The sequence below is a fragment of the Mesorhizobium sp. M4B.F.Ca.ET.143.01.1.1 genome, assembly GCF_004792275.1.
Lineage (GTDB): Bacteria > Pseudomonadota > Alphaproteobacteria > Rhizobiales > Rhizobiaceae > Mesorhizobium > Mesorhizobium abyssinicae.
The window spans coordinates 68,658-88,246 of record NZ_SRSR01000013.1 but is presented as its reverse complement, the minus strand read 5'-3'; the positions used below and the strand labels follow the sequence as shown (position 1 = coordinate 88,246).

The following is a 19,589-nucleotide window of genomic DNA, read 5'->3' as shown; positions in this document are numbered from 1 at the left end:
CGGCGAGGCTTTCCGAGGCGGAGAGACACTCGTCGCGGTGGGACGCGAGGATCGATGTGGGGGTTACATCAACCTGACGTCTCGACAGCCGGGCGCTCGCCGCCCGGAAACCATGGTCCACTCGCCCGAGCGAGCGGCGTTTTCATTCGCCCGGCTTCAGCGCAGGCTGCTGGTGATGTCGGCCTTGCCTTCGGCCGACGCCGACTGCTGCGCCGCGTCGCCGGAGAGCTTGACCTTGAGGTTCTCGGTCATGAACTGCGTGCCGGCGGCAACCACGACGTCGCCCTGCTTCAACCCGTCGGCGACATTGACGCCGTCGACCGTGAAGTCGCCGACCTTGACCGGGCGCGGATGAACCGTCTCGCTGGTGCGGTCGACGGTCCAGACAATCTTCCGGCCGTCCTTCTCGGCGAGCGCGCTGAGGGGGATCGACACCATCTGCTTCCGGCTCGCCACCGAGGCTTCGATGTTGGCGGTCATGCCGAGCAGCACGCGCGGATCGTTGGGCAGCGAGACGCGGACAGCGAAGGTACGCGACTGCGGATCGGCGCTGCCGGAAACCTCACGCACCTTGCCGGCCAGCGTCAGCGCATCGTCGGACCAGAAGCCGGCCTTGACGTCCTTACCCGGCCGAAACTCGGCGATGTCCATCTCGGGAACGGCGATCAGCACTTCCTTCTCGCCGTCGACGGCAACGGTCATCACCGGCGTTCCGGCGCCGACCACCTGGCCGATATCGGCGCTGATGGCGGTAACGATACCGTCCTCGCTCGCCTTGAGATCGGTATAGCCGACCTGGTTCTTCGCCTGGGCAAGCGTCGAGCGGGCGGCGTCGCGCGTCGCCACGGCCTGAGCATAGGTCAGCGTCGCCTGGTCGAGCTGCGACTTCGACGCGAAGCTCTTGGCGTAGAGCTGCTCGGCGCGCTTCTTTGCCAGATCCACCGTTTCGACCTGCCGCTCGGCGGCGTCGAGGCTCGCCGCCGCGCTCCTGACCGACAAATCGTAGTCGGAGGCATCGATGCGAGCGAGCACATCGCCCGAATTCACATGCTGGCCGATATCGACGAGGCGCTCGGTGACCTTGCCGGCGACGCGGAAGCCGAGATTCATCTCGGTGCGGGCGCGCACCGAGCCGGAATAGTCGAGCTCGCGGGTGGTCTGGGCCTCACCGATCTCGACCACCTTGACCGGCCGGATGATTTCCTTGATTTCGGCCTTCTCCTGGCTGCAGCCGGCAAGCCCGAGAGCGGCGACGATCAGGCCGGCGACCGGCAGCCTGCGGATGATGGAATTGGACAAAGACACCTTAGCACTCCTGACTGGAGATCAACTTTTCGACACCGGCGCGCCCGGCGGGCGGCGGCTATTTCAAGGCTTTGATCGCGTAATCGATGAGATCGTCGGGCATCGCCCGGTTGGTCTTGGCAAGGCACTGCGCCACCATCTGCGGGTGGCACAGGATGACGGTGGCGGCGCCGAAGCAGCGCGATGCGATCACCGGATCCTGGTCCCTGAACTCGCCGGCTTCGATGCCCTGGCGGATCACCTCGGCGAACAGATCGTGGATGCTGTCGACATGCTTGTCGATGACGGCCCAGTCGCGCTCGAGCGCGACGATGACCATCTCATGCACCTTCTGGTCGTCGAGCATGACTTCCATGGTCATCTTGTACTGGGCATGCACGTAGCGGCGCAGCCGCTCCTCGGCGCTGAGCGGAAGACGCGAAATCTCGTAGGCCATCTTGTAGCTGGCGCCGAGCATACGGCCGCAGACGGCCTGGTGGATTTCGACCTTGGAGGCGAAGAAGCGGTAAATGTTGGCCGGCGACATGCCGAGCTCGCGGGCGATGTCGGCGACGTTGGTCTTGCCGTAACCGTAGTGCCGGAACAGACGCTCGGCGCAATCGAGGATGCGCGTCACGTTTTCCTGGCGGGCGGGGTCGGCCACGATGTGGGCGGCTTCGGACATTAGCTCTCTGTCAAATAACGAGTGACGAATTTCAATTTTCGTCAGTCGTAAATCGAAACGAGCGGCATGTCAACGCGGAATCGACGTACGCGTACAATTGGTGACAGATGGTGACAGCGAGGAAGCGGGAAACCGACGAATGAGTTCGTCATCCTAGGGCGAAGGAAGGAGCGAAGCGACGCAGCGCAGCCCCTGGGATCCATGCCGTGACGCCGGCCAAAGAATAGAGTAGGATCAAGCAGTTAGCTTGCCATCGCCGCGATTCGTGCAGGGCTATTCTCGACCGCCGGAGCACGGCCGCAAGGTCACGGCATCGATCCCAGGGTTTCCGCGTCGATCCGCGACTGCTCCACCCTAGGATGACGAACTCAGAGACCTTTCGCCATTTCCCTCAGCCGGAACTTCTGGATCTTCCCGGTCGAGGTCTTCGGGATTTCCGCAAACACCACTGCCTTTGGCACCTTGAAGCGGGCGAGCAAAGTGCGGCAGTGGTCGATGATCTCGGCCTCGGTCGCGCTCTTGCCTGGCTTCAGCTCTACATAGGCGACAGGCACCTCGCCCCATTTGTCATCGGACTTCGCAACGACGCCGCAGGAGGCGACGGCGGCATGTTTGTAGAGCGCGTCCTCGACCTCGATGGACGAGATGTTCTCACCGCCGGAAATGATGATGTCCTTGGAGCGATCCTTGAGCTGGATGTAGCCGTCGGGATGCATGACGCCGAGATCGCCTGAGTGGAACCAGCCGCCGGCGAAGGCCTCGTCAGTCGCCTTCCTGTTCTTCAAATAGCCCTTCATGACGATGTTGCCGCGGAACATGACCTCGCCGATGGTCTCGCCGTCCGCCGGCGTTTCCGTCATCGTCTCGGGATCCATCACCGTCAGGCCCTCGAGCGAAGCATAGCGCACGCCCTGGCGCGCCTTCTTCGCCGTGCGCGGTCCCTTCTCCAACTCGTCCCACTCATTGTGCCATTCGTTGACGACAGCCGGCCCGTATGTCTCGGTCAGGCCGTAGAGATGGGTGACGGCGAAGCCGGCATCGGCCATGCCTGACAGCACTGCCTCCGGCGGCGGCGCGGCCGCCGTGTTGAAGGTGACGGTTTGCGCGAACTCACGCTTGTCCTCGTCCTTCGCGTTGATCAGCACCGACATGACGATCGGCGCACCGCAGAGATGGGTGACGCCATGATCGGCGATCGCGTCAAACATCGGCTTTGCCCGCACCCAGCGCAGGCAGACATGGGTGCCGGCCTGCACGGCCAGCGTCCAGGGAAAGCACCAGCCGTTGCAGTGGAACATCGGCAGCGTCCACAGATAGACCGCGTGCTTGGCCATGCCGGCATGGATGGTGTTGGTATAGGCCATCAGCGCCGCGCCGCGATGGTGATAGACGACGCCTTTTGGGTTGCCGGTGGTGCCGGAGGTGTAGTTGAGCGAGATGGCGTCCCACTCGTCGTCGGGCATCGACCAGGCGAAAGCCTCATCGCCGCCTGCGACGAACTCCTCATAGTCTGATGTGCCGATCCGCTCGCCCTTCGGATAGGGGGCATCGGCGGCATAGTCGGGATCGTCATAGTCGATGACCAAGGGCTTGGCCTTGGCCAATGCCAACGCCTCCCTGACCGCGCGGGAGAATTCACGGTCGACGATCAGCACCTTTGTATCGGCGTGGTCGAGCTGGAAAGCGATGACGGCGGCGTCGAGCCTTGTGTTCAGCGAATGCAGCACCGCCCTGGTCATCGGCACGCCGAAATGCGCCTCCAGCATCGGCGGCGTGTTCGACAGCATCACCGTCACCGTATCGCCCTTGCCGATGCCGCGCTTGGCCAGCGCCGAGGCGAGCCGCAGCGAGCGACGCCAGAAATCGCGATAGGTGATGCGCTGGTTGCCATGGATGATGGCGACATGGTCGGGATAGGTTTTTGCCGCCCGCTCCAGATAGGTCAGCGGCGTCAGCGGCTGGTGGTTGGCGGCGTTCCTGTCGAGATCCTGTTCGTAGGGATTGCCCATCCCATCCTCCCCAATATGTTTATCGACTTCTAATCACAGGCTCCGCTCCGCGTCACCACCAACGATGCCACGACAGGGGGCATTTGGCACAATGGTGATCTAGAGTCAGCCGGTGAAACGGAAATGCATACCTCCGCTCGGTTTGACTTTTGTCGAGAGCCGTGAATAATGTCAGTCGAGGAGATGGCATGGCGATCCGACCGGCAGAACAGCTTATCCACAAGGCCGCCTGGCTCTACTACGCCCATGGCCTGCGCCAGGACGAAGTGGCGAACCAGCTCAAGATTTCGCGCGCCTCGGTTGCCATGTATCTGCGCAAGGCCCGCGAGACCGGCATCGTCAACATCTCGACCTCGACCCAGCTTTTCATCGACGACGTCTTGGCGCGTCGACTGGAAGACGCGCTGAAGCTCGACGCCGTCTGGATCGCGCCCGAAAACGCCTATGTCGTCGATCCGTCGACCGACATCGCGGTGCTCGCGGCCAGCGTCTTTCTCGAGCTGGTCAAGAAGGGCGACCGCATCGGCGTCGCCTGGGGCCGCACCGTCTACACCATCGCCGACATCATGTCCTTCGCAGACCTGCAGGACGTGACGGTGGTACAGCTCTGCGGCAATCTCGGCGCGCCCTATTCCTACCGGCCCGATCAGTGCACGATGGAAATCGCCCGGCGGCTCAACGCCAAGGGGCTGAATTTCTACGCGCCGCTGGTGCTGTCGACGGAAGAGCTGGCGCGGGCCCTGCGCGCCGAGCCGGTGATCCGCGAGCAACTGGCAGGCATCAGCGATTGCAACCTCGCGCTGTTTTCCGTCGGCACCGTCGACGCCGACAGCCATGTCGTCAAATGCGGCGCGCTGACAGTGAGCGAAATGGAAGTGCTACGCAACGCCGGCGCCGCCGGCGTGATCGCGGGACAGATCATCGATGCCGCAGGCGAGGCGCTCGATTGCAGCTACAACCGCCGGGTCATCTCCGCCGAACTCGGCTCGCTCGGCGCCATCGAAAAGCGGCTGATGGTGGTGCAGGAGGACAGCAAGTTCGAGCCGCTGCTTGCCGCGCTCGCCGGCGGGCTCTGCACGCATCTGGTTGTCGGCGCGCGCATGGCGCAGCGGCTGCTGGACCATGCCGGAGCGGTGACCAGGAAGACTTCCTAGACAAACAACCCTCGCCGCCGGCGCCTTGTCATCAAAGCGTCGCGGCATTCCTGTTCACAGCAATCAAAGACATGAAAGCGGATGAAGCGAAATGAAAAACCTGTGGAATGACGGCGACGCGGAAAAGATGGTTGCCGACTATGCCAAGAAGGGCGTCGGCCGCGACCTCGCGCTGCGCGTCTACACGACCCGCCTGCTCGGCGGCGAGCCGCGGCTGGTGCTGCATGGCGGCGGCAACACGTCGTGCAAGATCAAGGCCACCGATCTTGTCGGCGACGAGTGGGACGTGCTCTGCGTCAAGGGCAGCGGCTGGGACATGGCCGTCATCGAGCCGCAAGGCCTGCCGGCGGTGAAGATGGGCGCGCTGCTCAAGGCGCGCGCGCTGGAGAGGCTTTCCGACGAGGACATGGTGGCGCTGCAGCGCGCCAACCTCATCGATCCCGCCTCGCCCAATCCGTCGGTCGAAACGCTGCTGCACGCGTTCCTGCCGCACAAATTCGTCGACCACACGCATTCGACCGCCGTCCTCGCCATTGTCGACCAGGAAGACAGCAAGGCGCTGGTTAGGAAAGTGTTCGGCGAGAAGATGGGCTACGTGCCCTACATCATGCCAGGCTTCGACCTGGCGAAGGCGGCGGGCGACGTCTTCGATGCCGATCCAAGCGTCGAAGGCCTGATCCTCGACAAGCACGGCATCTTCACCTTCGGCGATGACGCCAGGCAGGCCTACGACCGCATGATCCACCATGTGACGGTCGCCGAGGACTATGTCGCCAAAAACGGCAAGCCGAAGACGGTCAAGGCGGCGCTGCCGGCGAAGCTCGCCAGACCGTCCGATATCGCGCCCGCGCTGCGCGGCGCCGTCGCGGTGGCGCGCGGCGAGGGCCGCTTCGATCGCATGATCAGCGACTTCCGCACTTCGGATTCGATCGTCGATTTCATCAACTCGGCCAGCATCGCCGACTATGCCGGGCGCGGTGTCTCGACGCCGGATCTCTCGATCCGCATCAAGACCGGGCCGATGGCCGTGCCGGCGCCGGACGCCGACAAGATCGGCGACTACAAAGCCGTCATCCGCAACCATGTCGAGACCTTCGCCAAGGATTACCGCGCCTATTTCGAGACCAACGACGCACTGGACGACGTCAAGCGCACCATGCTCGATCCGATGCCGCGCCTGACGCTGGTGCCGGGCCTCGGCATGTTCGGCCACGGCCGCACGCTGAAGGACGCAAAAATCGCCTCCGATGTCGGCGAGATGTGGATCGAGGCGGTGCGCGGGGCCGAGGCCGTCGGCCATTTCCACCCGCTGTCCAAGGCCGATCTCTTCCCGCTCGAATACTGGTCGCTGGAACAGGCCAAGCTCGCCTCCAACAAGCCGAAGCCGCTGACCGGCCAGGTGGTGCTGGTGACGGGCGGCGCCGGCGCGATCGGCGCGGCGACGGCCAAGCTGTTCGCCGACAACGGCGCGCATGCCGTCATCGTCGACCTCGATCCGGCCAAGGCCGCTGAAGCGGCGAAGAAGGCCGGCAACGGCTCGATCGGCGTCGGCGCCGACATCACCAATCCCGTCGAACTGCGCGCCGCATTCGACCGGGCGGTCGCGGTCTATGGCGGCCTCGACATCCTGGTCTCCAATGCGGGCGCGGCCTGGGAAGGCCGCATAGGCGAGATCGATGACGCCACGCTGCGTAAGAGCTTCGAGCTCAATTTCTTCGCCCACCAGTCGGCGGCGCAGAATGCCGTGCGCATCATGCTGGAACAGGGCACCGGCGGCGTGCTCCTGTTCAACACCTCCAAGCAGGCGATCAACCCGGGGCCGAAGTTCGGGGCCTATGGCATCCCGAAGGCGGCGACGCTGTTTTTGTCCAGGCAATATGCGCTGGACTACGGCGCGCAGGGCATCCGCTCGAACGCGGTCAATGCCGACCGCATCCGCTCGGGGCTTCTGACCGACGCCATGATCGCCAGCCGCTCGGGCGCGCGCGGCGTGTCGGAGAAGGAATACATGTCCGGCAATCTGCTCGGCCAGGAAGTGACGGCCGAGGACGTGGCACAGGCCTTCCTGCACCAGGCGCTGGCCGAGCGGACCACCGCCGACGTGACGACGGTCGATGGCGGCAACATCGCAGCGGCGCTGCGCTAGCGACAGCCCTGCCATGAACCCCTGCCGTCTTGCAGGGGTTCAGAGGGCCGGCGGCGACTTCGACAATCAGCGACCTCGCCGCCACGCGTTGAAAACTGTCGTTGGTCTGAAGCGGTTGCCGAAATTCCGCTTCAATCTATTTCTCAAACGGCTTGGAAGGTGGAGACAGTCGTGGCCGTGAAAAGATTTCGTATTGCCGTGCTCTTTGGCGGCCGCTCCGCCGAGCATGAGGTGTCGGTTCTTTCAGCGACCAACGTCATGCGCGCGCTGGAGCCGGCGAAGTACGATGCCGTTCCGATCTTCGTCAGCCGGGAGGGAAAATGGCTGCTCAGCCGTTTCGAGGACGGCACGCTGTCGGCACCTTCCGGCGGCACGGAGGTTTGCCTGGTGCCGGGCGGACACGGGCGCATGCTGGCGGTCCCGGCCGAGGGCGCGCCCTACGCGCTGCCAGATATCGACATCCTGTTTCCCGTCCTGCACGGGCTGCATGGCGAGGACGGCGCGGTGCAGGGATTGGCGGAAGTGGCAAAGGTGCCGCTCGCCGGCTGCGGCATACTGGGTTCGGCGACGGCGCTCGACAAGGACATCGCCAAGCGGCTGCTGAAGGCGGCCGGCCTGCCGGTTGCGCGGTCGGTGACCATTGAGGAAGGTTCGGCGCCATCGCTTGCCGTGCTGGGAGACCAGCTCGGCCTGCCGCTCTTCGTCAAACCGGCGCGGCAGGGCTCGTCTGTCGGCGTCGCAAAGGTCAATGCCAGCCAGGAATTCGATCGAGCGCTTGCGGAAGCCTTCCAGCACGATCGCAAGCTCTTGGCGGAGGAATTCGTCCGTGGCCGCGAGATCGAATTCAGCGTGCTCGAAGACCCCGCGGGCAAGCTCTTCGTCTCCCGGCCGGGCGAGATCGTGCCGGCGGAAAGCCACGGCTTCTACAACTACAATGCCAAGTATATCGACGAGAACGGCGCGGCATTGATCGTGCCGGCCGAACTGCCGCGGGAAGTCGAGCAGGCGATGCGCGACATGGCGGCAAGGGCCTTCAGGGCCGTCGGTTGCGACGGCATGGCGCGTGTCGACTTCTTCCTGATGCCGGACATGACGTTCCTGATCAACGAGCTCAACACCATTCCCGGCTTCACCGATATCAGCATGTACGCCAAGGCGATGGCGGCGAGCGGCGTCAGCTACCCGGAGGTTATCGACCGGCTGGTGGCGCACGGGCTGGCGCGCGCCGGAAGAGTGGGCTGAGGGTCGGGTTTAGCTGCCGACCTGAGTCTTCGTGCTTGCTGGGTTGTGCCTGTTTTTCGGCGAGTGCGCATTTCAGAAGCGCCGTCCCCCACTCCGTCCCCGCTTCGCGGCGCCACCTCTCCCCCCTCCGGAGGGAGAGGAAGGTGCCATCTGATTGAGGTCGCGCCTTTCCTCTCCCCCGTCGATCGGGGGAGAGGTGTCGAGCGAAGCTCGACGGAGTGGGGGTCGACGGCTCCCCTTTCGCCTAGACCAGAACTACTTGGCGTTCGGGTTGGGCATCCAGGCGGGCATCGCGACATCGGCATGGGCGAACTGCGGCAGCTTGGCCGACAGGTCCTCCATGTTCTTGATGTCCTTGTCGATGAGTTCCTTCTGGGTGATCAGCGTCGGCGGCACGATGACGTTGTGGCCGGGATCCTCGCCGGCAAGCAGCTGCGCCAGCGCGCGCACCGAGACCTGGCCGACGACAGCCGGGTTGGTGGCGGCGGTGGCGGCCCAGGCGCTGTCAGGCTCGCGCATCGCCGAAATATCCGAGGTCGAGATGTCGGCCGAATAGATCTTGATGGCCTTGTTCATGCCTGCCTCGTCGACGGCGATCTTCACGCCCTTGGCGAATTCGTCATAGGGGGCGAACATCACCTTGATGTCGGGATGCGCCGACAGCACCGAACGCGCCTGGTTGGCGACCGAGTTGGCAATCGGGTTGTCGAGCGTGCCGAACATGGCGACCTCGTCGATGCCGGCATGCTTCTTCTTGACGTCGACCCAGGTTTCGTTGCGGCGGTCGAGCGGCGCGATGCCGGCGACGTAGACATAGCCGGCCTTCCAGCTGTCGCCATTGTCGGTGACCGCCTGCTCCAGCGCGAGGCGGGCAAGGTCGCGGTCGGACTGCTCGATCTGCGGGATCTTCGGGTTCTCGACATTGACGTCGAAGGCGACGACCTTGATGCCGGCATCGACCGCGCGCTGGGCGGCGTCCTTCATCGATTCCGTCAGGCCGTGCTGGATGATGATACCCTGCACGCCGAGCGCGATGGCCTGGTCGACCATGTCGGCCTGAAGGGCGGCGTCCTGGCGGCTGTCGAGCACGCGCAGGTCGACGCCGAGCGCCTTGGCCTGCGCCTCGACGCCGGAGAGATAGGCCTGGAAGAAGTCGCCGGTCGAGAGATAGCGCACCAGCGCGATCTTGACGCCCGGCTTGTCGAAGGGCGCCGGCTTGTCCGCGGCCGTCGCGGTCCCCTGCATCAGCAGCGCGGCGCCAGCCAACCCGAGCGCCGCCTTCCCCAAAAGTCTTCTTGTGATGCTCACTTTGTTTCCTCCACTTTGTTGAACTCGAAAATATGCCCCGGTCGAACCTATCTCCCGCCCCTGCCGGAAAGGGCGAAGGTGAAGACAAGGGCGACGACGAGAACCCCGCCCTTGACGAAATCCTGCGTGTAGTAAGGCGCGTTCATCATCGTCAGGCCCTGCAGCAGCACGCCGACGAAGACCGCGCCGACGGCCGTGCCGAAGGCGTTCGGCTTGGCGGCGCCGAGCACCGCGTAGCCGATGAGCGCGGCGGCCACCGCGTCGAGCAGCAGATTGTTGCCGGAGGCGATGTCGCCGCGGCCGAGCCGGGCGGCGAGCAGGATGCCGCCGATCGAGGCAAAGACGCCCGAAATGACGTAGGCCCAGATCTTGTAGGCCTTGACCGGCGCACCAGCGAGTTCGGCGGCGCGCTCATTGCTGCCGACGGCATACATCATGCGGCCGAAGCGGGTGTATTCGAGGAAGAACCAGATCAGCAGCGCCAGCACGATCAGCACCACGACCGACACCGGAACGAGGTTCGGCACGAAGAAATCGAAGCGATGGCGGCCGAGCGCCAGGAAGGCTTCGCCGAACTTGCCGTTGGCGACCGAGCCGTCGGGCATGGTCATGCCGGTGGCGATCGAGCGGCCTTCGGTCGGGATGCGCTGCAGGCCGACGAGCAGGAACATCATGCCGAGCGTGGCGAGCAGGTCGGGCACCCGCATATAGACGATCAGCCAGCCGTTGATCAGGCCGACGACAGCGCCGATCAGCAGGCAGACGACGACCGCGACGACGGCGTTCTGCTCCAGCACAACCATGACATAGGCGGCCGCCATCATGGCGCTGGTGGCGACCGAGCCGATCGACAGATCGAAGCCGCCGACCACCAAGGTGGCGGTGACGCCGAGCGCCAGCACGCCGGTGATGGCGACGGACTGGAAAATGAAGACTGCGCTTTGCGGCGACACGAAGCCGTCGGCAGCGACCGCGAAATAGGCGATCAGGCCGAACAGAAGGACGATGAAGCCGTAGCGGATGGCGTGGTCACGCGCCGTCATGCGTCGCTCTCCGGCGCCGTTGCCGTGTCAGTCCAACGCATGCCTGCTCCATTCCTGTCCATGATCTCACGCCGCGCTGTGCAGCGGGCCGCCCGCCACTTCGGCAAGCAGCCGCTCGAGATCGATGTCTTCGTTCCTGTGCTCGCCGACGATCGTCTGCTCCGACATGACCAGGATGCGGTCCGCCGTCTCCAGCGCCTCGTCGAGCTCGGTGACGAAGAGCAGCGTGGCGCGGCCGTCGGCGCTGGCTCGGAGCTTGGCGGCGATGTCGCGCCGGGCCGAGATGTCGACGCCCTGGAACGGCTCGTCGAGGATGAACAGTCTTGCATCCTGCGACATCCAGCGGCCGACCATCACCTTCTGCTGGTTGCCGCCCGAAAGTGCGGAAAGCTCGTCCCGCTCCGAACGGCAGACGATGGCGAGCTCGTCGATCTGCCGGCGCGCGATGCCGCGTTCGGCGCGGCGCTTCATGATGCCGAAGCCTGACAGGCGCTTGAGGAAGGGCAGGCTGATGTTGCGCTCGATGTTGAAGCCGCCGACGATGCCGCTGGTGGCGCGGTCCTTGGCGACGAGGAAGACGCCGGCGGCGATCGCTTCGCCGGCCGAGGCCGGCGCATAGGGCTTGCCGTCCATGGTCATGACGCCGGCGAGCGGCCGGCGCACGCCGAACAGCGTTTCGGCCAAGGCCGTCTTGCCAACGCCGACCAAGCCGGTGATCGCCACCACCTCGCCGGCGCCGAGCGTCATCGAGATCGGCTTCGACCCTTGCGCGATCCGCAGGCCTTCCGCGGTGAAGACGGCACGCGCCGAGCTTCTCGCGACCACCCGGTCGAGATGGATCTTGCGGCCGAGCATGGCGTTGACGGCGCCCTCATAGTCGAGCGGCTTGTTGTCGAACACGCCGCTCACCACGCCGTCGCGCATCGAGACGATGCGGTCGGCAAGGCGGCGGATGTCGGACATGCGGTGCGATATGTAGAGGATCGCCACGCTCTGCTCGCGCAGCCGGTCGATCAGCTGGAACAGCCGGTCGGCTTCGGCGCTGGACAGCGACGAGGTCGGCTCGTCGAGGATCAGCACCTTCGGCCGGTGCGCCATGGCCCGCGCGATCGCCACCATCTGGCGGTCTGCCAGCGACAGGTCGCTGACGCGGGCCTTGAGGTCGATGGCGAGCCCCATGCGATCGGCGACGGCCCTGGCCTCGCGGCGCACCCGGCCCGGATTGAAGAAAGTCGGCGCGCCGCTGCCGGTCAGCCTGTCGAGTGTCAGGTTGGTGGCGACGTCGAGGTCGGCGACGACACCGTCATTGATGTTCTGATGCACGGTGACGACGCCGGCGCGGATCGCCTCGGCCGGCGTGTTCGGCGCGAAGTCCTCGCCGGCGAGATGCATCATGCCGCCGCCGCGCTCGTAAACGCCGCTGACGATCTTGACCAGGGTGGATTTGCCGGCGCCGTTGGCGCCCATCAGCACGGTGACTTCGCCCGCATGCAAGTCGAGCGAGATGCCGCCAAGCACCTCGATATGGCCAAAGGACTTCCTCAGGCCGTCCACGCGGAACACGGCACCAGTGCCCATTCATTCCTCCCTGACACAGACGCTATGGGCTATATCGGCAATTGTCAACACGATTGACAATTGCCAGCTTGCTTCCTAGCTTGGCCCCGCCGCCATGCCTCCGTTATGTTCGGAGCGCATAAGCGAGAGGATGATGATGACGCAGAAACTGCCGTTCGAAGCACTATCGGTCGAAACGCTGCCGGCGCGCCTCGGCGCCAACGAGGCCGTCACCGCGCAGATCGGCAAGGATGCCCGGCGCTGGAAGGTGCGTGAGGTCGGCGACGGCAATCTCAACCTGGTGTTCATCGTCGAGGGCGCCGAAGGCGCGGTCGTCGTCAAGCAGGCCCTGCCCTATGTGCGGCTGGTCGGCGACAGCTGGCCGCTGCCGCTGAAGCGCTCCTTCTTCGAGTATCACGCGCTGACCAGGCAGGAGCGCCGAGCGCCCGGCTCGGTGCCCGCAATCCACCATTTCGACGAGGCCCAGGCGCTGATCGTCATGGAATACCTGGCGCCGCCGCACATCATCCTGCGGCGTGCGCTGATCGAAGGCCGGCAACTGCCGAACATCGCCCGCGACATCGGCCTGTTCATGGCCCGCACCCTGTTCCGCGGCTCCGACCTGCATATGCCGACCAGGGACCGCAAAGCCGATCTGGCGCTGTTCGCCGACAATGTCGAGCTCTGCGGCATCACCGAGGACCTGGTGTTCACCGATCCCTATTTCGACGCCAAGCTGAACCGGCATACGTCGCCGCAGCTAGACGGCCTGGTCGCCGAGCTGCGCGCCGACCGCGATCTCAAGGTCGAGGCGCAGCGGCTGAAGCATCTTTTCGCCGCCAATGCCGAGACGCTCTTGCATGGCGACCTGCATTCCGGCTCGATCATGGTGACCGACACAGAAACCCGGATGATCGATCCGGAGTTCGCCTTCTACGGACCGATCGCCTTCGACGTCGGCATGCTGCTCGCCAATTTCTGGATGTCGTTCTTCTCGCAGCGCGGCCATGAGCAGACGGAAAAACGCGACGCCATGCGCGCCTATCTGCTTGGGGTCACCGCCGAGACCTGGGCTGTGTTCCGCGCCGAGTTCTCGCATCTGTGGCGGACCGAGCGCACCGGCATGCTCTACCACAGAAGCCTGTTCGAGGATCAGGGCGACCGGCTCGGCGCCGAGCAGGCGCTCGACCATATGCTCCATTCGATCTGGACCGACCTGCTCGGCTTTGCCGGCATCGAGGTGCACCGGCGTATCCTCGGCCTCGCCCACAATGCCGACTTCGAGGCCATTGCCGATGAGAATCTGCGCGCCACATGCGAGGCGAAGGCGCTGAAGTTCGGCCGCCACATCGCCGTCAACCGGCGCCAGATCCATGGCATCGACGAGGTCAACAATCTGGCCGCGCGGATCGAACAGGAGAGCAGCCTTTGAACGTCGGCGAGCGCCACTACCGCACCATCTGGCTGAGCGGCGACGGCCGCTCGGTCGAGATCATCGACCAGCGCTGGCTGCCGCATGAGTTCCGCATCGAGAAGATCGGCACCGTTGCCGGCATCGCCACTGCGATCCGAGACATGTGGGTGCGCGGCGCGCCGCTGATCGGCGTCACTGCCGCCTATGGCGTAGCCATCCAGATGGAAGGCGACCCGTCGGATGCGGCGCTCGACGCCGTCTGGGAGACATTGCACGCGACGCGGCCGACGGCGATCAATTTGCGCTGGGCGCTGGACGAGATGCGGCGCTTTCTCAAGCCGCTGCCGCCGGCCGAGCGCGCCGAGGCCGCTTACAAGCGCGCAGCGGAGATCGCCGACGAGGATGTCGGGCTGAACCGCGCCATCGGCGAGAACGGGCTTGCCATCATCAAGCAAATCGCGGCGCGAAAAGCTCCGGGCGAGACAGTCAACATCCTGACCCACTGCAATGCCGGCTGGCTGGCGACCGTCGACTACGGCACCGCCACCGCGCCGATCTATCTGGCGACCGAAGCCGGCATTCCGGTCCACGTCTATGTCGACGAGACCAGGCCGCGCAACCAGGGCGCCCAGCTGACCGCCTGGGAAATGGCCGGGCACGGGGTGCCGCACACGCTGATCGTCGACAATGCCGGCGGCCACCTGATGCAGCGTGGCCAGATCGACATGGTCATCGTCGGCACCGACCGCACGACCGCCGACGGCGACGTCTGCAACAAGATCGGCACCTATCTCAAGGCGCTGGCCGCCTCCGACAATGATGTGCCCTTCTATGTCGCGCTGCCCTCGCCGACCATAGACTGGACGGTGGGCGACGGGCTCGCGGAAATCCCGATCGAGGAACGCTCCGGCGACGAGGTGTCGCTGGTCTGGGGCAAGAACGCCAAGGGCGAGATCGCCCAGGTGCGCGTCTCGCCGGAAGCGACGCCGGCGGCAAACCCGGCCTTCGACGTGACCCCGGCGCGGCTTGTCACCGGCCTGATTACCGAGCGCGGCGTCGCCAAGGCCTCGCGCGAAGGGCTGAAGGCGATGTTCCCGGAGCGTGGTTAGCCACAAGGAGGGAGATTGGCAGCTGCGGCGACGGCGCTAATTGACAGCGCCGCCCTCCCCCTCCATAGCTTCACCGTTAAAGTTCTCAGGGCGGGGTGAAAGTCCCCACCGGCGGTAAGAGCCTCGGCTCAAGCCCGCGAGCGCTTCCCGGAAGGGAAGGTCAGCAGATCCGGTGTGATTCCGGAGCCGACGGTCACAGTCCGGATGAAAGAGAACGAACGGAAGGACGGGCCGCTCGCGCGGGCCGGGTTTTCGTATCGTGCGTCCTGATTCTGGTTCGAAACGGAAGGATGGACCCATGAATCAGCATTCCCCAAAAGACTATGAAATCCGCCGCGTTGCCGTCATACGGGCGCGCTGGCACGCCGACATCGTCGACCAGTGCGTTACGGCGTTCGAGGCGGAGCTTGCCGTTCTCGGCGGCGGCCGCTTCACCGTCGACGTCTTCGACGTGCCCGGCGCCTACGAGATCCCATTGCATGCCAAGACCCTGGCGGAGACCGGCCGCTACGCCGCGATCCTCGGCACCGCCTTCGTCGTCAATGGCGGCATCTACCGGCACGATTTCGTCGCCGGCGCCGTCCTCGACGGCATGATGACCGTGCAGCTCGCGACCGGCGTGCCGGTGCTTTCGGCGGTGCTGACGCCGCACAATTATCACGACAGCGCCGAGCACCACCGCTTCTTCTTCGAACACTTCCAGGTCAAGGGCAAGGAAGCGGCCAAGGCCTGCGTCGAGATAAGTGCGGCGCGGGAAAAGATCGCGGCGTGAGGCGCGGTTGCCGGGGTGGCAATCCCGGTAACAGCCTCTAATATCGCGGAAAAACCGAGATCGGGAGGATGCCGGTGCAGACCAAGAAGATCATCAACGACGGCAACCGCTCCCTCGAAGAGATGCTGGAAGGAATACTGGCCGCGCATCCTCGCCACCTCAGGAGCGTGGACGGCAGCCCGCGCTCGATCATCGCCCGCGACGGGCCACGGCCAGGCAAGGTCGGGCTGGTCATCGGCGGCGGCTCGGGCCACGAGCCGACCTTTCTCGGCTTCGTCGGCAAGGGGCTGGCGGATGCCGCGGCGATCGGCAATGTCTTTGCCTCGCCGCCGCCGGACCCGATCCTCGAATGCGCCAAGGCGGTGAGCGGCGGCGCGGGCGTCCTGTTCATGTACGGCAACTATGCCGGCGACGTGATGAATTTCGACATGGCGGCCGAGATGGCGGCGATGGACGACATCGAGGTGCGCACGGTGCTGACCACCGACGACGTCGCCTCGGCGCCGCGCGACCAGCGGCAGAAGCGGCGCGGCGTCGCCGGCAATTTCTTCATCTTCAAGGCGGCGGGCGCAGCCTGCGAGCGCATGCTCTCCTTCGACGAGGTCGAGCGCATCGCCAGGAAGGCCAACGACCACACCTTCACCATGGGCGTGGCGCTGTCGCCCTGCTCGCTGCCGCAGACGCGGCGGCCGAACTTCGAGATCGGCGCCGACGAGATGGAGATCGGCATGGGCATCCATGGCGAGCCCGGCATCGCGCGCGGCAAGCTCAGGACCGCCGACGAGATCACCGACGAGATGCTGGACAGGATCATTGCCGAGATGGCGCCGTCGCGCGGCGACAAGGTCGCGGTGCTGGTCAACTCGCTCGGCTCGACGCCGTTGATGGAGCTCTACATCATGAACCGGCGCGTCAAGCAGCGGCTCGACGACATCGGCGTCTCGGTGCATGCGACCTGGGTCGGCAATTACTGCACCTCGCTCGAAATGGCTGGCGCCTCGCTGACACTGGAGCATCTCGACGGCGAGTTGCAGACCCTGCTCGACCATCCTTGCGACTGCGCCATGTTCCGCGCCGGCTGAGGGACTGTCCATGACCGCCATCGGAACGGCAGAGCTGAAGAGAATGTTCGACGCCATCGCCGCGGCGATCGAGGCCGACAAGGACAGGCTTTGCCAGCTCGACGGCGTCATCGGCGACGCCGACCACGGCATCGCCATGGCGCTCGGCTTCAATGCCGCGCGCGATGCGCTCGCCGCGCTCGACCTTGTGGCGATCGAGCCGACGGCGCTGCTCAACACTGCGGCGAAATCCTTTCTCAACGCCGTCGGCGCCTCGTCGGGACCTCTTTACGCGACCGCCTTGATGCGCGCCGCCGCCGCCGTCAAAGGCAAAGCGACGCTGGCGGCAGACGATGTGATCGCCATGGTCCAGGCGATGGCGCAAGGCATCAAGGATCGCGGCAAGGCCGAAATCGGCGAAAAGACGATGATCGACGCCTGGCAGCCGGCGGCCGAGGCGGCCGCCGCCGCGCATGCCGCGGGCAAAAGCCTGGCCGAGAGCCTGCAGGCCGCGCTGACCGCCGCCGAACGCGGCGCCGAAGCGACCAAGGACATGATCGCGGCCAAGGGCCGATCCTCGCGGCTCGGCGAGCGTTCGCTCGGCCATATCGACCCGGGTGCTGCCTCGGCCGTCACCGTCATCGGCGCGATGCGAAGCAGTCTCAATTAGGCCTTTGCTGCATCCAAACGGTTGATCGCCTGAACATTGCCGGCCGACGGGCCCTGTTCGTCGAATTCGGAGGCGAGCCAGGTGTCGACGATCGCCTTGGCGAGTTCCGGACCGATGACGCGGGCGCCCATGGTGATGATCTGGGCGTTGTTGGATTTCGCCGCGCGCTCGGCCGAATAGGTGTCGTGGGTGAGTGCGGCGCGGATGCCCGGCACCTTGTTGGCCGAGATCGAGACGCCGATGCCGGTGCCGCAGAACAGGATGCCGCGATCGTTCTCGCCGTCGACGATGGTCTGGGCGAGTTTCTGCGACAGGTCGGCATAGAAGCCGGCCTGGCTGAGGTCGCTGACGGTCAGGCCGGATTTGGTGGCGAGGTGGGCGGCGATGACGTCGAGCAGCGGCTTGCCGGCGCTGTCGGCTCCGATGGCTATTCTCATGGTCGTGTCCTTTCCTGGTCGGATGATGTCAGATCGCGGCTGAGGCGCGCTGGAGGATGTCGATGTAGCCCTCCGCCTGCCAGGCGGAGCGGCCGATGAAGAGGCCGTCGATGTTTGGCTGGCCGATCAGCTCGGCGGCATTGCCGGGGTTGACGCTGCCGCCATAGAGCACCGGCGGCACGGCAGGCAGCAGGCCGCCGGCAACCGTCTTGATCAGCGCCTGCTGCCTGTCGGCATAGTCGGAGCTGGCCGGAATGCCCTTGTCGCCGATCGCCCAGACCGGCTCATAGGCGAACAGGATCTTCGCGCCCCTCGCCTCGCCTTCGAGGAATTGCAGCGCGCCCTCGACCTGCGCGGTCAGCACCGCATCGGCCTTGCCGCTCTCGCGCTCGGCCAGCGTTTCGCCGACGCAGATCAGCGGGATCAGGCCGTGCTTGGCCGCCGCCGCCGTCTTGAGGCCGACCGTGTGGTCGGTCTCGCCGAAATGCTCGCGCCGTTCGCTGTGGCCGAGCTCGACCAGGTCGAGGCCGCAATCCCCAAGCATCAGCGGCGAGATCTCACCGGTCCAGGCGCCGGCATCGGCCCAGTGCATGTTCTGGGCGCCAACCTTGATGCGCGTCGGGGCCAGCGCCTGCTTGACCTCGCGCACCGCCGTGAAGGGCGGAATGACGAAGGGCTGGATGCGCTGGTCGAACCCCGGCGCGAAGCCGGCCAGCGCTCTGGCGAAAGCGAGCGCCTCGGCGAGCGTCTTGTTCATCTTCCAGCTTGTACCGACCCAGCAGACCACGCGTACCGCTCCCCTATTCCTTGCCATCGACAACCGTCAGTGAAACCCCTGTGGCTTCCAGCTCGTCACGCACGGGCTGGCCGAGTTCACTGCCGGTGAAGACCGCGTCGAACGCCTTGAGGTCGGTGAGAAAATGCAGCGCCGTGCGGCCGAACTTGCCGTGATCGACCAGCAGATATCTGCGCCCCGCCGCCGCCATCATCAGGCGCTTGGTCTGCACCACCTCTTGGTCCTGGTGGAAGGCGGAGCTGCCGTGGATGGCCGAGGACGAGAGGAAGGCGACATCCGCGCGCAGCGATTTCAGCGTCTCCTCGGCGAGCAGGCCGAAGAAGCCGTGGAACTTCTTGCTGTACTGGCCGCCAAGCGCGATCAGCGTGATGCCGCCAACACCGGCGAGATCCTGGATGACGGCCAGATTGTTGGAGATCACGGTCAGCGGGCGAAGATCGGCGAGGTGCCCGGCAATGCCGCCCGCCGTCGAGCCGTCATCGATGATCACCGTCTGCCCCGGCTCGATCATGGCGACGGCGACGGCGGCAAGGCGCTGCTTCTCACCGACCGCCTGCTTTTGCCGGTAGCGGAAATCGCTTTCGAACAGGCCGCTCGGCTGGATCGAGGCGCCGCCTCGCACCTTGCGCAGGAAGCCGCTCTCCTCCAGCTCGTCGAGGTCCCGATGAACGGTCATCTTCGAGACGCCGAAGCGCGCGGCGATATCCTCGACGGAGGCGGTGCCCGCCTCCATCATGAAATCCATGACGCCTTGCCGGCGGCTGTCGGTCTTCATTCCGCGGTTCCTCCGAGCGTCCGGGCGCTTTGGTCGCTCTTCCATATATAACAACGGACATCGCATTCATATCACAATATCTGTGATAATGTGACAATGGCGTGGGATTTTCCTTTGCCGGAGATTG

General features: G+C 65.3%; 17 protein-coding genes and 1 riboswitch. Of the genes, 8 read left to right on the top strand and 9 right to left on the bottom strand.

Annotated elements, in window-relative coordinates; genetic code table 11:
• Positions 1 to 156: 156 nt before the first annotated feature.
• The 3 genes from EN786_RS26610 to EN786_RS26600 all read right to left on the bottom strand — a co-directional run bounded on the left by EN786_RS26610 (position 157) and on the right by EN786_RS26600 (position 3,978).
• Positions 157 to 1,305 (bottom strand): efflux RND transporter periplasmic adaptor subunit, encoded by a 1,149-nt coding sequence (locus EN786_RS26610; RefSeq protein WP_127311840.1) that lies wholly within the window; start codon positions 1,303 to 1,305, stop codon positions 157 to 159.
• A gap of 58 nt (positions 1,306 to 1,363) precedes the next feature.
• Complete coding sequence (locus EN786_RS26605; protein ID WP_127311839.1) at positions 1,364 to 1,969, bottom strand: TetR family transcriptional regulator; 606 nt, start codon at positions 1,967 to 1,969, stop codon at positions 1,364 to 1,366.
• Between the two features lie 368 nt (positions 1,970 to 2,337).
• Positions 2,338 to 3,978 (bottom strand): acyl-CoA synthetase, encoded by a 1,641-nt coding sequence (locus EN786_RS26600; RefSeq protein ID WP_135909042.1) that lies wholly within the window; start codon positions 3,976 to 3,978, stop codon positions 2,338 to 2,340.
• 188 nt (positions 3,979 to 4,166) lie between these two features.
• Here EN786_RS26600 and EN786_RS26595 point away from each other — a divergent pair, with 188 nt between their 5' ends.
• The 3 genes from EN786_RS26595 (at position 4,167) to EN786_RS26585 (ending at position 8,520) form a co-directional block, all read left to right on the top strand.
• On the top strand, positions 4,167 to 5,132 hold the full coding sequence (locus EN786_RS26595; RefSeq protein WP_127311266.1) for a sugar-binding transcriptional regulator: 966 nt from the start codon (positions 4,167 to 4,169) through the stop codon (positions 5,130 to 5,132).
• Positions 5,133 to 5,223: 91 nt separating this feature from the next.
• Positions 5,224 to 7,278, top strand: coding sequence for a bifunctional aldolase/short-chain dehydrogenase (locus EN786_RS26590; protein WP_135909040.1), 2,055 nt, complete (start codon positions 5,224 to 5,226; stop codon positions 7,276 to 7,278).
• Between the two features lie 171 nt (positions 7,279 to 7,449).
• Positions 7,450 to 8,520: a D-alanine--D-alanine ligase family protein gene (locus EN786_RS26585; RefSeq protein ID WP_135909038.1), complete on the top strand. Its 1,071-nt coding sequence runs from the start codon at positions 7,450 to 7,452 to the stop codon at positions 8,518 to 8,520.
• Between the two features lie 255 nt (positions 8,521 to 8,775).
• Here EN786_RS26585 and EN786_RS26575 read toward each other — a convergent pair whose 3' ends face one another.
• The 3 genes from EN786_RS26575 to EN786_RS26565 form a co-directional block, all read right to left on the bottom strand.
• Entirely contained in the window at positions 8,776 to 9,828 is a 1,053-nt protein-coding gene (locus tag EN786_RS26575) for a substrate-binding domain-containing protein (RefSeq protein WP_127311263.1), read from the bottom strand.
• 47 nt (positions 9,829 to 9,875) lie between these two features.
• The gene (locus EN786_RS26570; RefSeq protein ID WP_135909036.1) at positions 9,876 to 10,871 is read right to left on the bottom strand and encodes an ABC transporter permease; all 996 of its coding nucleotides are present in this window, start codon (positions 10,869 to 10,871) and stop codon (positions 9,876 to 9,878) included.
• Between the two features lie 66 nt (positions 10,872 to 10,937).
• The gene (locus EN786_RS26565; RefSeq protein ID WP_127310716.1) at positions 10,938 to 12,449 is read right to left on the bottom strand and encodes a sugar ABC transporter ATP-binding protein; all 1,512 of its coding nucleotides are present in this window, start codon (positions 12,447 to 12,449) and stop codon (positions 10,938 to 10,940) included.
• Positions 12,450 to 12,585: 136 nt separating this feature from the next.
• On the opposite strand from EN786_RS26565, the gene mtnK reads away from it, so the two are divergent.
• From mtnK to dhaL, 5 genes are all read left to right on the top strand, one after another.
• Positions 12,586 to 13,860: an S-methyl-5-thioribose kinase gene (gene mtnK / locus EN786_RS26560; protein WP_127310717.1), complete on the top strand. Its 1,275-nt coding sequence runs from the start codon at positions 12,586 to 12,588 to the stop codon at positions 13,858 to 13,860.
• Positions 13,857 to 14,951, top strand: coding sequence for an S-methyl-5-thioribose-1-phosphate isomerase (gene mtnA / locus EN786_RS26555; RefSeq protein ID WP_127310715.1), 1,095 nt, complete (start codon positions 13,857 to 13,859; stop codon positions 14,949 to 14,951). The genes mtnK and mtnA overlap by 4 nt, the downstream gene beginning before the upstream one ends.
• A 77-nt stretch (positions 14,952 to 15,028) precedes the next feature.
• A riboswitch (FMN riboswitch) is annotated at positions 15,029 to 15,171 on the top strand.
• Positions 15,172 to 15,249: 78 nt separating this feature from the next.
• Positions 15,250 to 15,723 carry a 6,7-dimethyl-8-ribityllumazine synthase gene (locus tag EN786_RS26550; RefSeq protein ID WP_127310714.1) on the top strand — a complete coding sequence of 158 codons (474 nt, stop codon included), beginning with the start codon at positions 15,250 to 15,252 and terminating at the stop codon, positions 15,721 to 15,723.
• Between the two features lie 68 nt (positions 15,724 to 15,791).
• A complete protein-coding gene (locus EN786_RS26545; protein ID WP_189340570.1) occupies positions 15,792 to 16,805 on the top strand; it encodes a dihydroxyacetone kinase subunit DhaK in 1,014 nt (337 codons plus the stop codon).
• A 10-nt stretch (positions 16,806 to 16,815) separates the two neighbouring features.
• Positions 16,816 to 17,454 (top strand): dihydroxyacetone kinase subunit DhaL, encoded by a 639-nt coding sequence (gene dhaL, locus EN786_RS26540; protein ID WP_127310712.1) that lies wholly within the window; start codon positions 16,816 to 16,818, stop codon positions 17,452 to 17,454.
• Here dhaL and EN786_RS26535 read toward each other — a convergent pair.
• The 3 genes from EN786_RS26535 to EN786_RS26525 are packed head-to-tail and all read right to left on the bottom strand — an operon-like array spanning position 17,451 to position 19,462.
• Positions 17,451 to 17,891 carry an RpiB/LacA/LacB family sugar-phosphate isomerase gene (locus EN786_RS26535; RefSeq protein WP_127310711.1) on the bottom strand — a complete coding sequence of 147 codons (441 nt, stop codon included), beginning with the start codon at positions 17,889 to 17,891 and terminating at the stop codon, positions 17,451 to 17,453. The two genes, dhaL and EN786_RS26535, sit on opposite strands and share 4 nt — an antisense overlap.
• A gap of 28 nt (positions 17,892 to 17,919) precedes the next feature.
• The gene (locus EN786_RS26530) at positions 17,920 to 18,705 is read right to left on the bottom strand and encodes a triose-phosphate isomerase (RefSeq protein WP_127310710.1); all 786 of its coding nucleotides are present in this window, start codon (positions 18,703 to 18,705) and stop codon (positions 17,920 to 17,922) included.
• Positions 18,692 to 19,462: a DeoR/GlpR family DNA-binding transcription regulator gene (locus EN786_RS26525; RefSeq protein ID WP_127310709.1), complete on the bottom strand. Its 771-nt coding sequence runs from the start codon at positions 19,460 to 19,462 to the stop codon at positions 18,692 to 18,694. Before EN786_RS26525 ends, EN786_RS26530 begins: the two co-directional genes overlap by 14 nt.
• Between the last annotated feature and the right edge of the window lie 127 nt (positions 19,463 to 19,589).